This is a genomic window from Streptomyces sp. CRN 30 (assembly GCF_034105845.1).
In genome coordinates, this window is record NZ_JAVRHI010000274.1 from 1 (window position 1) to 14,093 (window position 14,093).

Below are 14,093 nucleotides of genomic sequence, written 5' to 3' on the forward strand. Positions count from 1 at the left end.
AGCGCGAGGACCACGTCGGCGCCCGCCCCCAGCGTGGCCCAGCCGCCGCCGGTCGTCGGGTCGCGCACCACGGCGATCTGCGGCAGCCCCGCCGCCCGGGTCAGCGCCGACTGCCGGGCCACGCGCTGGAGTTGCACGAGCGCGCGCATGCCTTCCTGCATCCGGCTGCCGCCCGTCGCGACCAGCGGGACGACCGGCAGCCGGTGCTCACGCGCGTACGTGTACGCCGCCTCCAGCCGGTCCCCGGTGCGCTCGCCCAGCGACCCGCCCAGGAAGCCGAACTCGAAGGCGAGCACCACCGCCGCCGTACCGCCGATCACCGCGCGCCCGCAGACGACGGACTCCTCCTCGCCGGTGCGCGCGGCGGCCCGGGCGCGCGCGGCGCCGTACCCCGCCCAGGCGAGCGGGCCGTCCGGGCCGTGGTCCGTTCCGGCGGGTGCGGACAGCGGGGTGAAGTCGTCCGTGACCAGGGCGATGACCGCGCGGGCGGACGGGCGCTCAGCCATGGCCGACCGCGTTCGGGTGGAGGGCGCCGGCCTCGTGCGCGTCCTTCAGGGCCCGCTTCATGATCTTGCCCATGTCGTTGCGGGGCAGCGAGCCGAGGAAGCGCACGAGACGCGGCCGCTTGTGCGGGGCCAGCCGGTCGGCGACGTGCCGCGTCAGCTCGTCGGCGAGGGTGTCGTGCGGCTGCCCCGCGGGCACGACCCAGGCCACGATCCGCTCACCGAGGTCGTCGTCCGGTTCTCCCGTCACGGCGGCCTCGCGGACGGCGGGGTGTTCGAGGAGGGCGTTCTCGATCTCCCCCGCGCCGATCTTGTAACCACCGCTCTTGATCAGGTCGGTGGCCTTGCGGCCGACGATGCGCACGTACCCGTCGGGGTCGCGCACCGCCACGTCGCCGGTGCGGAACCAGCCGTCCCCGGTGAACGCGGCGGCCGTCGCGTCCGGCCGGTTCAGGTACTCGGTGAACAGGTTCGGCCCGCGCACCTGGATCTCACCGACGGTCTCCCCGTCGTATGCCGCGACGGGCGTGCCGTCCTCCTCCACCAGCCGCAGCTCCACCCCGGGCAGCTCCACCCCGACGGTCCCGGCGCGCGCCTCGCCGTCCGCGCGCACGCTCGTGTTCATCAGGGTCTCCGTCATCCCGTACCGCTCGATCACCCGCCGCCCGGTCGCCGCCGCGATGCGCTCGTGGTCGTGCACCGGCAGCGCGGCCGAACCGGAGACCAGCAGCCGCGCCCGGCCGAGCGCCGCCGCCAGCGCGGGGTCGCCGGGCAGCGCCTCCGCGATCCGGTGGTACATCGTGGGGACGCCGAAGACCATGGTCGCGCCCTCGCCCAGCTCGCGGGCGACGGCCGCCGTGTCGAACCGGCCGAGATGGCGCACCGAGCCGCCGCGCCGCAGCGGGCCCAGGGTGCCCAGGATCAGTCCGTGGACGTGGAAGAGGGGCAGCGCGTGCACGAGCACGTCGTCCGCGGTCCACTGCCAGGCGTCGGCCAGCGCGTCCAGGGTGGCGGCGATCGCCCGGCGGGGGATGACGGCGCCCTTGGGTGGGCCGGTGGTGCCGGAGGTGTAGACGACGAGGGCGGGGTGGTCGGGAGGCAGATCGGCGGTGGGGGCGAGTGCCTCGCGCGGTGTCGCCCGTACGTCGACGTCGACGCGCTCCAGCCGGGCGAGCGCGGCCGGCAGCTCCACGTCCGGCGAGGCGAGGACCAGGTCCGGCGCGCTGTCCTCGACGATGTGGCCCAGCTCGCCGTCGCCCGACTTCGGGTTGAGCGGGACGGCGGGCACCCCGGCGAGCAGCGCGGCGACGACACCGACCGCGGTCTCCAGGGCGGGGGTCGCCCACACGGCCACGCGGCCGGTGCCCACGAGGCGGCCGGCCGTCGCGTCCGCCGCGGCGGCGAGTCCGGCGTAGGTCAGGGAGTGCTCGCCGAACCGCAGGGCGGGACGGTCGGCCGGGGCGGGGGAAACACCCGTCAGGGCCGGGAAAAGGTCCGGGAATCGAGGGGACACGCGTCGTACTCCTTCGTTCGTCAGGTCGTCCGTGCCGTGTGTGTCGTCCGGCCGTCCGTGCTGGTCATCCCCACCCGGGCACGACCAGCACCAGCCACACCACCGCGGGTACCACCGCCACTACGACTCCTCCGTACACCATCAGCTGCCGGAAGAAACGTTCCCGGTCGACGTCCGGTGCCGCGGCGAGCACCAGGGCGCCGTTGGTCGAGAACGGGCTCACGTCCACGACCGTCGCCGACACGGCGAGCGCCGACACCATGCCGATCGCGCCGATCTCGCCCTGCGCCAGGAACGGCACCGCCAGCGGGATCAGCGCGCCCATGATCCCCACGGAGGAGGCGAACGCCGACACGAGAGCGCCTATGTAGCAGAGCAGCACCGCGGCCAGCAGCGGGACGCCGATACCGCCGACGCCCTCACCGGCCCAGGTGATGGTGCCCATCTCGTCCAGGACGCCGACGTAGGTGAGGACCCCGCAGATGAGCAGCACCGTGGGCCAGGCGATCTGCCCGACGGCGGTCCGGCTGTCCGCGGGCCATACGGTGCTGAGCAGGACGGCGAGGGTGATCGAGGCGAGGCCCGCGTCGAGGTCGAAGCCGAGCACGGCGACGACGAGGGCGACCAGGGCGACGAGGGTGGCGGTGCGGGCGGGGGTGAGACGGGTGCCGGGGTCGTCCTCGGTGACGGTCACGGCGGGGGCGGTGGGGGTGACGGTGGCGGTACGGGTGGTGCCGGTGCCGGTGTTCGTTCCTGTGTTCGTTTCCGTGTCCGTGTCCGTACGGGGACCCGCGTCCGCGCCCGCGCCCACGTCGGCGCCGGTGGGAGCGGGAGCTCCGCCTGCCCGGTCCTGAGGGGCCGTCACCGCTCCCCGCGCCCACAGCTTCGGCCCGCCGAAGAGGAGGAAGACGACGCCCGCGATGACGAGGTTGGCGACGAGGGAGGCCAGGAAGAGGGTGATCTCGCTGCCGGGGAGCCGCTCCCGCTCGACGATGCCGTTGACGATCGACCCGTAGATGCTGATCGGCGAGAAGCCCCCGGCCTGCGCCCCGTGCACGACCATCGTGCCCATCAGCAGCGGGCTGATCCCGTACCGCGCGGCGAAACTGAGCGCGACGGGCGCGACGATCGCCACCGCGGCCGGGCTCACCGCGCCGATCGCGGTCAGCGCGCCGGTGAGGGCGAACATCACCCAGGGGATGAGCGCCACCCGCCCGCGCACCAGCCGGATCGCGGCGTGCACCAGCCAGTCGGTGGTGCCGTTGGCGCGGGCGATCGCGAAGAGGTACGTGACGCCGACAAGGACGACGAAGAGGTCGCCGGGGAAGCCGGCGAAGACGCCGTCCGCGTCCAGACCGGCGACGAGCCCGCCCACACCGAAGGCGGCGGCGAAGGCGAGGGCGCCCATGTTGACCGAGCGGGTCGTGGCGATGACGAACACCACGACGAGGACGAGGATCGAGATGAGTTCAGGGGACATACGGGCTCCCGTCGTTGGGTCCCGGAGCGGCTGGGGGAGGCGGATCTGTCGGAGGGAAGTGGCTGAGTGGCTCAGCCACTTGGGGGTCGGCTGGCCAGCGTGGACCCGGACCGGGGGCCGGTCAAGGGATCGCGCAGATATTGGCTCAGCCACTCGTCCACTGCGTCGGGTCGTTCCCCGGCCACGCGGTGTTACGCTCCGCGGCGAGAGGGGGTCGTATGAGCGACGCACTGCGCCCGATGGCGAAGCAGCGCCTCTACGAGCAGGTGCTCGACCGGCTGCGCCAGTACGTCACCGAGGGCGGCCTGCGCGCGGGCGACCGCCTGCCGCCCGAACGCGACCTCGCCCAGCGCCTCGGCGTCAGCCGCGCCTCGGTGAAGCAGGCGATCGTGGTGCTGGAGGTGCAGGGCCTGGTGGAGGCGCGGCACGGCGGCGGCACGTACCTCGTCCGCGACAGCCTCGACGTCGAACCCGTGGAGGCGCTCGTCGAACGCCGCCGGCGCCTGCCCGACGTGCTGGAGGCCAGGGAGGCCCTGGAGACCAAGCTCGCCGAACTCGCCGCCGAGCGCCGCACGGAGGACGACCTCGCGGCGATCCGCTCCGCGCTCGCGCACATGGAGCGGGAGATCGAGGAGGGCGCGCACGGGGTGGAGGGCGACCGCCTGTTCCACGCGGCGGTGACGGCGGCGGCGCACAGCGGCCTGCTCGCCGAGTTCATGCGCTCCATCGCCGACCAGATCGCCGAGAGCCGCACCGAGTCCCTCCGCCAGCCGGGCCGCCCCCACCGCTCCCTGGCCCAGCACCGCGCCATCGCCGAAGCCGTCGAGGCCGGCCGGCCGGAGCAGGCGGCCGCCGCGATGCGCCGCCACGTCCGTACGGTGGCGAAGGTGCGGCTGCTGGACTGGGAGCCGGAGGCCCCTTCCTCCTGAGCGGCCGGCGCCGCGGAGACCCTTACGGAGCGCCCTGGTCCAGGGGCTCCCCGGTGTCCCCTCGGTGTTCCTCGTGCCGCTCCCGATGCTGGGGCTTCACCGAAGGGGAAGGTCGAGCGACCGGGCGGAGGGGCCGCGTCCGGCCCCGCACGGCGCCGTATGCGACCGGGTACCTCGGACGGTCCGGCGCGCCCTCCTCGTACGAGCGCGGATACCGCCCGGAGCGTACGGGACGGGACGCGGGGCGGACGTCACCCGGCTGTGCGGGCGGGGCCGCACCGCGCCCGGCCTGGGGCGGACCGCCGGGCACCGCGGGAGCGCGGTGCTGTAGGCGCCGGCGACGGGCCCTTCCCGGGCACGGAGTCCGTCGACGGGCGTGGTGCCGGGCGGGAACCGGCGGGCGGGGCCGGGCGTATACCGGGTGAGAGCGCCGCGCACGCGCCGACCGGGCACCGCGGTCCCCGGGCCGGCCGGCGTGCGACGAGCGACGGCGAGGAGTGCGCGACGCCGCCCAGGACGTCGACGGCACCGGTCGCCGCACCGGGATCACCTCCCGGCCCTCCGGCGAAGGAGACGACCGTGCAGGTGTACGAAGCGATGGTCAAGGGCCTCGAGGGCATCGGGGTGGAGGCGGCGTTCGGCGGGGCCGGCGAGAACGCGGCGGGCCTGATGCTGGCGCTGGAGCACTCGGAGCGCATCCGCCCCGTCATGGTCCGCCACGAACAGGCCGCGTCGTTCATGGCGTGCGGCTACTCGATGTTCGGCAACCGGCTCGGGGTCTGTTTCGCCACCGCGGGACCCGGGGCGTTCAACCTCTTCTCCGGACTCGCGATGGCGATGTCCGACTCCTGCCCCGTCCTGGCGATATCGGGTTACGCCTCGCGCCACTGGCAGGGCAGGGGCTCGCTCAACGAGACCTCCGGCCTGGGCCGCACGCCCGACTCACGGAAGATGTTCGCCGCGACCACCAAGAGGTCCTACCTGCTGGAGCACGCCGACCAGACCTGCGACGTGCTGGAGGAGGCCGTCAACCTCGCGCTGTCGGGACGGCCGGGACCGGTGCACATCCACGTGCCGGAGGACCTGGCCCACCCCGGCGGCGCCGAGGTGTCGAACTACCGCGACCTCCGGCTCGACGTGCCGCAGGTGCTGCCGGACCCCGAGGCCCTCGAGGCGGTCGCCGGCGTGCTGGCAGACGCGATGGGCCGGGGCGAGCGGATCGTCGCGCTGGTGGGCTTCGGGGCGGTGCGCAGCGGCGCCGGGCCGGAGATCAGGCGGTTCGTCGAGCGCTTCCGGATCCCGCTGCTGACCACCCTGGACGGCAAGGGCATCCTCCCGGAGGACCACCCGCTGGCGATCGGCGTCTTCGCCGACAGCGGCCACGCGAGTGCCTGGAAGGCGTTCCGTGAGGCGAAGGTGGTGCTCGCGATCGGCAACTCGCTCAGCCAGCACGGGACGTTCAACTACCGCGAGGACCTGTTCGAGGGCAAGACACTGATCCACGTCAACATCACCGAGGAGGAGATCTCCAAGTCCTACCCGGCCGACCACGCGCTCGTCTCGGACGCCCGGGCCGCCGTCGCCGCGCTCACCGGCCTCCTGGACCGGCGGGTCGGCGAGATCAAGGGCTGGCGGACCGACGGACGGGACTACGAGTACCGGTACATCCCGCACGTGACGCACGGCATCCATCCCGGACAGCTCGCCCAGGCCATCGGCAGGATGCTGCCCGCCGACGGGATGCTGCTGGCCGACGCGGGCGCCCACCTGGCGTGGCTCGGCTACTACGTCGAGCTGGACGAGGGGCAGCGGTTCCGCAAGGCCGGCTCCTTCGGGCCCATGGCCGGGCACGTGAACGGCGCGCTCGGGCTCAAGCTCGCGCACCCCGACCGCACCGTGGTCGTCGGCTGCGGCGACGCCTGCTACACCCTGTCCGGCTTCGAGCTGATGACGGCGGTGGAGTACGGCATCCCGGTGATCTGGGTGATCTTCGACGACAACGAGTACAAGCTCATCAAGATGTTCCAGGTCGCCACCTACGGCGAGACCGGGCTCGTGGAGTTCCTCAACCCCGACTTCGTCCGCTACGCCGAGGCGTGCGGCGCCGACGGCCACCGCGCCGAGACGCTGGAGGAGTTCGAGGAGGCCTTCGAGGCGGCCCTGGCGTCCGGCCGGCCGACGGTGATCGACGCCAGGATCACCCGCTGGGCCGTCCCGCACTACAGCCCGTCACCCGAGGGCACGATCGCCGGCCTCGTGGAGATGACCGAGCAGCGGCTGCGCGGGGACGGTGACTGAGGGGCCGGGGGACGGGGACCGCGAAGCCGGGGTTACGGGGACCTGGAGGCTGCCGAGGCCCTCTGACCCGGCCTCACCCGGCCGGATAGACTCGCCCGTATGGTCGAATCGTCCCGTGGCGCCGCGAGCCCCGGGATGTGGCGGCGCGAGAAGGGCACCGTGGTGCGCCGGGCCGCGGCGGTTCCGGAACGGGCGACGGCCTCCTCCGTCATCACCGCCGGGCTCCAGGTCCCCCGCGTCCCCACGGAGTGGGCGCCGCACACGCATCTGCTGCACGAGCTCGTCTGGGTGCGCGGGGGAACGCTGACGTCCCGGGTGGAGGACCGCGTCTTCACCGTGTCCGAGGGGTACGGGCTGTGGATGCCCGCCGGAGTGGTGCACGGGGGCCGGGCGACGGCGGGTGCGCGGTTCCACGAGGCCTTCTTCGCCCCCGACCGCACGCCGTTCGCGTGCGAGGGGCCGAGGGCGATCGCGATGACGCCGTTGCTGGAGTCGCTGCTGACCCATCTGTCCCGTACGGATCTCGACGCGGCGGCCAGGGCGCGGGCGGAGTCGGTCGTGTTCGACGTGCTCCGGCCGTCGGAACGCCAGTTCGCGTTGCAGCTGCCCGGCGACGCCCGGATCGACCGCGTGGCCGAGGCCCTGCTGGACGATCCCGCCGACGGCCGCTCGCTGGAGGAGTGGGCGCGGTGGCTGGGGATCAGCGACCGTACGGTCACCCGCGCGTTCCGCCACGCGACGGGCCTGTCCTTCGCGCAGTGGCGGCAGGCGCTGCGGGTGCACCGGGCGCTGGCGCTCCTCGCCGAGGGACTCGACGTGACGACCGTCTCCGAGACGCTCGGCTACGCGCAGCCCAGCACCTTCATCGCCGCCTTCCGGCGGATCACGGGCACGACGCCGGGTGCGTTCCTCGACGCGGCGGACGGCACCTCCAGCGGTACCTCCGGCGGTGTCCGGAATCCCGTATCGCGTGTCCGTAACTCCTGATTGTCGACATGGCGATCGGAATATAACCTTCCCGGAGTTAGGTAACCCTTAGTTGGTGTTCGCCGCGAACGGTGCTCCGGTCGTGGTGATGTCCGCTGCCCGGCCGACGGCCGGCGAGGCCGGACGGAGGGTGCCGCAGCCCCTGCCCCTCCGACCGTCCGGACCCACTGATGCTCACCAGCCCCTCCCGGCACGCCGGCCGTCCCGTGGCCGGCCCCGCCGCACCGGTGGCCGCCCTCAACGGGCACGACCTGCTGCTGCGGTACGGCGGCACGCCGGTCGTCCACGGCGTCTCACTGACCCTGGCACCCGGCCGCGCGACCGCCCTGGTGGGGCCGAACGGCAGCGGGAAGTCCACGCTGCTGCGCGCGCTGTCCCGGCTGCACCGGGTGGACGGCGGCCGGGTGACGCTCGGTGGACAGGGCGAGCGGCCCGAGCGGGACACCGCCCTGCTGAGCGCCCGCCGGTTCGCCCGCGAGGTCACGCTGTTCTCCCAGTCGAGGCCCGCACCCCAGGGGCTGACGGTCGCGGAGGTCGTGGCGTTCGGGCGCCATCCGTACCGGCGTGGCTTCGCCGGGCCGACCGCCGAGGACCGCGGCGCCGTCGACCGTGCCATGGGCGTCACCGGCGTGCGCGACATGGCAGGACGGCCGGTCGGGGAGCTCTCCGGCGGGGAGATGCAACGCGTCTGGCTCGCGGCCTGCCTGGCCCAGGAGACCGGCGTCGTCCTGCTGGACGAACCCACCAACCACCTGGACCTGCGCTACCAGATCGAGACGCTCGACCTGGTGCGCGACCTCGTCGAGGAGCACGGCATCGCGGTCGGGATCGTGCTGCACGACCTCGACCAGGCGTCCCGCGTCGCGGACACGATCGTCCTGATGCGCTCCGGGCGCGTGCACGCGGCGGGCGCCCCCGCCGACGTCCTCACCGCCGAGAACATCGGCGAGGTCTACGACATCCGTGTCGAGGTCGGCGTCGACCCCCGCACGGGCCGGCTCCGTATCGACCCACTGGGGCGGCACCCCGCCCCGAGCGGCACACGCAAGAACGCTTGAGACCGCGTAAGAACGCAAGAACGAGGATATTTCATGAACTTCGCCCGTCGCCTGGCGGCGTCAGCCTCCGTGGGGCTCTTCGCCCTCGCCGCAACGGCCTGCGGCACGACCGACGTCGACAAGGCCGAGGCCGGCGGCAGCAGCGCCAGCGCGTCGCCCGTGTCGCAGGACTGCGCCCAGGACACCACGGCCACCTCGACGGAGCCGGTCTCCTTCACGGACGGCGTCGGCCGGCAGGTGCAGCTCGACAAGCCCGCCGAACGGATCGCGGTCCTGGAGTGGCAGCAGGTCGAGGACGCGCTGACCCTGTGCGTCACCCCCACCGCGGTCTCCGACGCGGAGGGGTACAGCACCTGGGTCAGCGCCGAGAAGCTGCCCGGCGGGGTGACCGACATCGGCTCCCGCGAGGAGCCCGACCTCGACACCCTGTACGCGGCCGAGCCCGACCTCGTCGTCGTGGAGGCGTTCGACGCCGACGACGAGATGATCGCGAAGCTGGAGAAGAGGGGCGTCCCCGTGATGGCCACCCGGGGCGCGAACCCGGAGGACCCGATCGGGAACATGCGCGAGGTCTTCAGCATGATCGGTGAGGCGACGGGCCGCACCGAGCGGGCCGACCAGGTGCTCAAGGAGTTCGACGACCACCTCGCGACGGCGAAGCAGCGGGTCGCCGACGCCGATCTGCCGACGAAGGACTTCCTCTTCTTCGACGGCTGGCTGCAGGGCGGCAACCTCACCGTCCGCCCCTACAGCGACGGCGCCCTGTTCACCGAGATCGGCAAGGAACTCGGCATGAACCCCGCGTGGACCGACGCCGTCGACAAGGACCACGGGGACGGGGGCGTCGACCCCTCCTACGGCCTCGCCCAGACCGACGTCGAGGGACTCACCGCGGTGGGGGACGCCAACCTCTTCTACGCCAACGACGAAGGGGCCGGCGGCTACGTCGCGGCGCTGGAGAAGAACCCGATCTGGAAGACCCTCCCGGCCGTGAAGGAAGGCCGCGCGCACTCCTTCCCCGCCCGGGTGTGGGGCGCCGGCGGTCCGCGCTCCTGTGCACAGGCGATCGACGCGTACGTCGACGTGCTCGACCAGAAGTGAGCACAGCGCACATGGCACGGCCCGTCGGGGAACCGCCGCCGCGCGCCGGGCGCGGCGGCGGCCCCACCGGGGTGGCCGTCCTGGTCCTCCTCCTCGCCGTGACCGTCCTGGTGGGCCTCTGGCACCTGACGCAGGGGACGTCGGGCGTCGGCATGGGCGACCTGGTGCGGTACCTCGCCGGGGAACGGGAGCACACCGGCGGGGCGCCGGTCGGTGAGATCCTCACCGGTTCGCGCCTGCCGCGCCTGCTCGCGGGCGTGGCGGTGGGCTTCGCCCTCGGCTGCGCCGGCGCGCTGCTGCAGTCCGTCACGCGCAACGCACTCGCCTCCCCCGACACCCTCGCGGTCACGTCCGGCGCCTACTTCACCCTCTCGCTCGTCGCGGCCTTCGGCCTCACCGTCCCGCTGTGGGCGTCGGGCGCCGTCGCCTTCGCCGGCGGCCTGGTCGCGGCGGCCCTCGTGCTGCTCCTCGCGGGCCGCGCCGCCGGCACCGCCGGCACCCGCCTGATCCTCGCCGGATCGGCGACGGCGATGGCCCTGGACGCGGCGACCGGGACGCTCCTCATCCTGTTCGACCAGAACACGACCGGCCTCTACGCCTGGGGCAGCGGTTCGCTCGCGCAGCTGAACATCGACGCGTCGGTACGCGCCCTCCCCGTCCTGGCCGTGGTGGTGTGCGCCGCCCTGGCCCTGTCCCGGCGCCTCGACGTGATGAACCTCGGCGACGACGCCGCGGCCGGCCTCGGCGTGCCGATCCGCACCACCCGCGTGACCGCCGTGCTCTGCGCGGTGCTCCTGACCAGCACGGCCGTCACCCTCGCGGGCCCGATCGGCTTCGTCGGCCTGGGCGCCCCCGTGCTGGCCCGGCTGATCGCGGGACGGGTCCGGGCGCTGCGCCGGCACCTCGTCCTGGTGCCCGCGGCCGGGCTGCTCGGCGCGCTGCTCGTCCTGCTCGCGGACGCGGTGCTGCGCGCGGTGCAGGGCGCGGACGGAGCCGCCGCCATCCCCACCGGCGTGCCGACCGCGCTGCTCGGCTCCGTCGTGATCGTGGTCCTCGCGCTGCGCCTGCGCGACACGGGCCAGGTCCGGCGGCCACCGAACGCGCGGATCGCCGTACGGTCGCGCCGCGCGTTCCTCCTCGTCGTGACCGGCGCGGTGGCACTCCTGGCGGCGGCGGTCCTCGTGGCGGTCCTGGCAGGGAGCCTCTGGCTGCGGACGGGCGACCTCGTGCTCTGGTTCCAGGGCACCGCCCCGGACCTGATCGGCCAGGCGCTCGACGACCGGGCCCCGCGCGTGGCCGCCGCGGTCCTCGCCGGCGCGGCGCTCGGACTGGCCGGCTGCGTGGTGCAGGGCACGGTGCGCAACCCGCTGGCGGAGCCCGGCGTGCTCGGCATCACGGCGGGCGCCGGGCTGGGCGCGGCGAGCGTCGTCACGTCGGGCCTGTCCGGCGGACGGCCGGTGATGATCGCCGTCGCGGTCGCGGCGGGGGTCGCCACGTTCGCGCTGATCGCCCTGCTGGCCTGGCGCGGCGGCTTCCTGCCCGACCGGTTCGTCCTGATCGGCATCGGCTGCGGGTACGGCCTCAGCTCCGTCACCACCTTCCTCCTGCTGCGCGCCGACCCGTACAACACGCCCCGGATCTTCACCTGGCTCTCCGGTACGACGTACGGCCGTACGCTGCCCGACGTCGTACCGGTCGCGGTGGCCCTGGCGCTCGCGCTCCCCGTGCTGTTGGCGCTGCGCAGCCGGCTCGACCTGCTCGCCGTCGACGAGGACACCCCACGCGTCGTCGGCGTCCGGGTCGAACGCACCCGCTTCGCCGCCCTGGCGATCGCCGCGGTGCTCGCGGCGCTCAGCGTGGTCGCCGTCGGTGTCGTCGGCTTCGTGGGCCTCGTCGCCCCGCACCTCGCCCGGTCCCTGGTGGGCGCCCGGCACGGCCGCACGATCCCGGTCGCGATGCTGCTCGGCGGCGTGCTGGTCTGCGTGGCCGACGCCCTCGGCCGCACGGTCGTCGCACCCTCCCAGGTACCGGCGGGCCTCATGATCGCCCTGGTCGGCGCCCCGTACTTCGTCTGGGTGCTCCGGCAGTCCCGCGCCTGACGCCCCCCTCACCTCCCTCCCCTCACCCTTCCGCCCCGCCAGGAGCACCCGATGCCGCCCCAGCCCCAGCAGGAACAGCAGGAACCGCCAGTGACGAGCGTCGTCGTCCCGTTCGAGGCGGAGACGGCGCGCACCCTGCCGGGGCGGCTCGGACGGCACGAGGTGCCGGAGCGCTGGCACACGGTCGACCGCTCGGCCCACGACCCGCACCTCGTGACCGTGCCGGGGGCCGACGGCGCGGACCGGGCCGCCGCGCTGGTGACGGCCCGTCCGCACACGTCCTACCTGAAGATCGTCGATGCGGTCGGCGACGTCCGGGCGGCGGTCGGAGCCGTCGTCGCCCACGCCCGCCGTCAGGGACTGGCACAGGTCAAGTGGGAAGGCTGGACGGCGGATCCCGAGGACGCCACCACTGCCGGCTTCACCCCGCTCCGTCCTCCGCTCGCGCAGGCGGAGGACACGGCGGGGCCCGCCACCGGCTACGTCCGCTGGCTGGGTGACGGCACGGTGACCGACCCCCCGTACTACGGGCAGACCACGCACTTCACGTGCGGCGCCGTCACCGCCCTGGTGGCGCAGGCGCACGCGGGGACGCTGCCGCCCCAGGCACTGGACCGCGAGGCGGAGCTGACGCTGTGGCGCGACGCGACCAACTTCCTCGCGTGCGAGCCCGTCGGACTGGGCGTGGCCGTGCGCCGGGCGTGGCCGTCGTCCCCCGTCACGGTCCACCTCGACACGGACCGGCCCGTCCTGCTCGACCACCTCCCGGAGAAGGAGCAGGAGTGGCGCGCCCTGCTCCAGCGCGCGTCACGTACGGAGGCCGGGCGGACCGGTGTCCCCGTCGACCCGGGCCACCTCACCCTGACCGCGATCCGGGACGCGCTCGGCCGGCGGGAGCACGTGCTGCTCCTGCTCTCGCTCACCGCCATGCAGGGCTTCGACGTCCCGCACTGGGTGCTCTGCCACGGCACCGTCCCCGGCGCCGTGGTGATCGACGACCCGTGGGCCAACGCGGCCACGGGGGACACCTGGGTCGACGCCCACCTGCTGCCCGTCCCCGACGCGTCGCTCGACACGATGTCGGCCCTCTCGCCGGACGGCTTCCGCGGGGCCGTGACCATCGGCCGGCCCTGATATTCGGTTGCCCCGGTGGTGACGGGCCTGTTGGCTGGCGGCCGAGTCCGGCCAGTGCCGGTGGCGCCCGTGACGCCGTACGAGAACGGAGACCCCGTGACCCGCACCACCCCCCGCACAGCGCTCGCCACCTACGACCCCGGGGCCGACGAGCACAAGGACCGCGATCTGCCGGCGCTGGCGCGGGCGGTGGAGGCGGCCGGGGCCGTGGCCGAGGTCGTGCCCTGGGACGACCAGGGGGCCGACTGGAGCGCGTACGACCTCGTCGTCCTACGGTCCACGTGGGACTACAGCTGGCGGTCCGAGGAGTTCACGGCGTGGACCGAGCGGGTCGCGAAGGTGACCCGGCTCGCCAACCCGGCCCCGGTCGTGCGCTGGAACGCCGACAAGCGGTACGTCGGGCAGCTGGCCGACGCGGGCGTGCCCGTCGTGCCCACCCGGTACATAGCGCCCGGCGAACCCGTCGAGCTGCCGGAGGACCGCGAGTACGTCGTGAAGCCGACCTCCGGGGCGGGCTCACGGTTCGCGGCCCGGTACCCGGCCGGTGAACGGGACGCCGCGGTACGGCACATCGAGCGGATGCACGCCGAGAAGTTCACGGCGATGGTGCAGCCGTATCTGACCGGCATCGACGCGACCGGGGAGCGGGCCCTGCAGTTCTTCGGCGGCCGGCTGCTGCACGCCAGCCGCAAGGGTGCCGTGCTCACGCCGGGCACGCCGTACGACGCCGACAAGGTCGCCCACCCGGACTTGCGGCCCCACGAGCCGACCGACGCCGAACGCGCCGTCGCCGAACGGGCCCTGGCCGCCGTCCCGGGCGGCGCCTCCGCGCTGCTGTACGCGCGCGTCGACCTCGTGGACGGGGAGGACGGGCGACCGTGCGTGATGGAGCTGGAACTGATCGAGCCGAACCTGTTCCTGTGGCTGCACCCGGGGTCGGTGACGGTCGTGGCGGAGGCGATCGTGCGGGCGGCAGGGGAGCGGTAGCCGC

At 74.2% G+C, this 14,093-nt stretch carries 11 protein-coding genes; 8 read left to right on the forward strand and 3 right to left on the reverse strand.

What is annotated here, in order from left to right:
* The 3 genes from UW392_RS29050 to UW392_RS29060 form a co-directional block, all read right to left on the reverse strand.
* On the reverse strand, window positions 1-506 hold a 506-nt coding region (locus tag UW392_RS29050), incomplete at its 3' end, for a carboxyl transferase domain-containing protein (RefSeq protein WP_320778104.1).
* Entirely contained in the window at window positions 499-2,016 is a 1,518-nt protein-coding gene (locus UW392_RS29055; protein ID WP_320778105.1) for an acyl-CoA synthetase, read from the reverse strand. The genes UW392_RS29055 and UW392_RS29050, both read right to left, overlap by 8 nt.
* A gap of 64 nt (window positions 2,017-2,080) precedes the next feature.
* Entirely contained in the window at window positions 2,081-3,496 is a 1,416-nt protein-coding gene (locus tag UW392_RS29060) for an SLC13 family permease (RefSeq protein ID WP_320778106.1), read from the reverse strand.
* 218 nt (window positions 3,497-3,714) lie between these two features.
* On the opposite strand from UW392_RS29060, the gene UW392_RS29065 reads away from it, so the two are divergent.
* From UW392_RS29065 to UW392_RS29100, 8 genes are all read left to right on the forward strand, one after another.
* Complete coding sequence (locus UW392_RS29065) at window positions 3,715-4,425, forward strand: FadR/GntR family transcriptional regulator (protein WP_320778107.1); 711 nt, start codon at window positions 3,715-3,717, stop codon at window positions 4,423-4,425.
* Between the two features lie 579 nt (window positions 4,426-5,004).
* Complete coding sequence (locus UW392_RS29070; RefSeq protein ID WP_320778108.1) at window positions 5,005-6,723, forward strand: thiamine pyrophosphate-binding protein; 1,719 nt, start codon at window positions 5,005-5,007, stop codon at window positions 6,721-6,723.
* 135 nt (window positions 6,724-6,858) lie between these two features.
* A complete protein-coding gene (locus UW392_RS29075) occupies window positions 6,859-7,710 on the forward strand; it encodes an AraC family transcriptional regulator (protein ID WP_320778128.1) in 852 nt (283 codons plus the stop codon).
* A 170-nt stretch (window positions 7,711-7,880) separates the two neighbouring features.
* Window positions 7,881-8,768, forward strand: a complete 888-nt coding sequence (locus UW392_RS29080) for an ABC transporter ATP-binding protein (RefSeq protein ID WP_320778109.1) — start codon at window positions 7,881-7,883, stop codon at window positions 8,766-8,768.
* A gap of 33 nt (window positions 8,769-8,801) precedes the next feature.
* On the forward strand, window positions 8,802-9,869 hold the full coding sequence (locus UW392_RS29085; protein WP_320778110.1) for an iron-siderophore ABC transporter substrate-binding protein: 1,068 nt from the start codon (window positions 8,802-8,804) through the stop codon (window positions 9,867-9,869).
* Between the two features lie 11 nt (window positions 9,870-9,880).
* On the forward strand, window positions 9,881-11,968 hold the full coding sequence (locus tag UW392_RS29090; RefSeq protein WP_320778111.1) for an iron ABC transporter permease: 2,088 nt from the start codon (window positions 9,881-9,883) through the stop codon (window positions 11,966-11,968).
* Between the two features lie 51 nt (window positions 11,969-12,019).
* Window positions 12,020-13,102, forward strand: coding sequence for a peptidase C39 family protein (locus UW392_RS29095; RefSeq protein WP_320778112.1), 1,083 nt, complete (start codon window positions 12,020-12,022; stop codon window positions 13,100-13,102).
* Window positions 13,103-13,198: 96 nt separating this feature from the next.
* Complete coding sequence (locus UW392_RS29100; RefSeq protein ID WP_320778113.1) at window positions 13,199-14,089, forward strand: hypothetical protein; 891 nt, start codon at window positions 13,199-13,201, stop codon at window positions 14,087-14,089.
* The last annotated feature ends 4 nt before the right edge of the window (window positions 14,090-14,093 follow it).

What these genes read in the sequence shown, in the direction of transcription:
- UW392_RS29090 (WP_320778111.1), top strand. Translation starts at nt 9,881, where the DNA reads ATGGCACGGCCCGTCGGGGAACCGCCGCCGCGCGCCGGGCGCGGCGGC.
- UW392_RS29060 (WP_320778106.1), bottom strand. Translation starts at nt 3,496, where the DNA reads ATGTCCCCTGAACTCATCTCGATCCTCGTCCTCGTCGTGGTGTTCGTC.
- UW392_RS29085 (WP_320778110.1), top strand. Translation starts at nt 8,802, where the DNA reads ATGAACTTCGCCCGTCGCCTGGCGGCGTCAGCCTCCGTGGGGCTCTTC.
- UW392_RS29065 (WP_320778107.1), top strand. Translation starts at nt 3,715, where the DNA reads ATGAGCGACGCACTGCGCCCGATGGCGAAGCAGCGCCTCTACGAGCAG.
- UW392_RS29075 (WP_320778128.1), top strand. Translation starts at nt 6,859, where the DNA reads ATGTGGCGGCGCGAGAAGGGCACCGTGGTGCGCCGGGCCGCGGCGGTT.
- UW392_RS29095 (WP_320778112.1), top strand. Translation starts at nt 12,020, where the DNA reads ATGCCGCCCCAGCCCCAGCAGGAACAGCAGGAACCGCCAGTGACGAGC.
- UW392_RS29080 (WP_320778109.1), top strand. Translation starts at nt 7,881, where the DNA reads ATGCTCACCAGCCCCTCCCGGCACGCCGGCCGTCCCGTGGCCGGCCCC.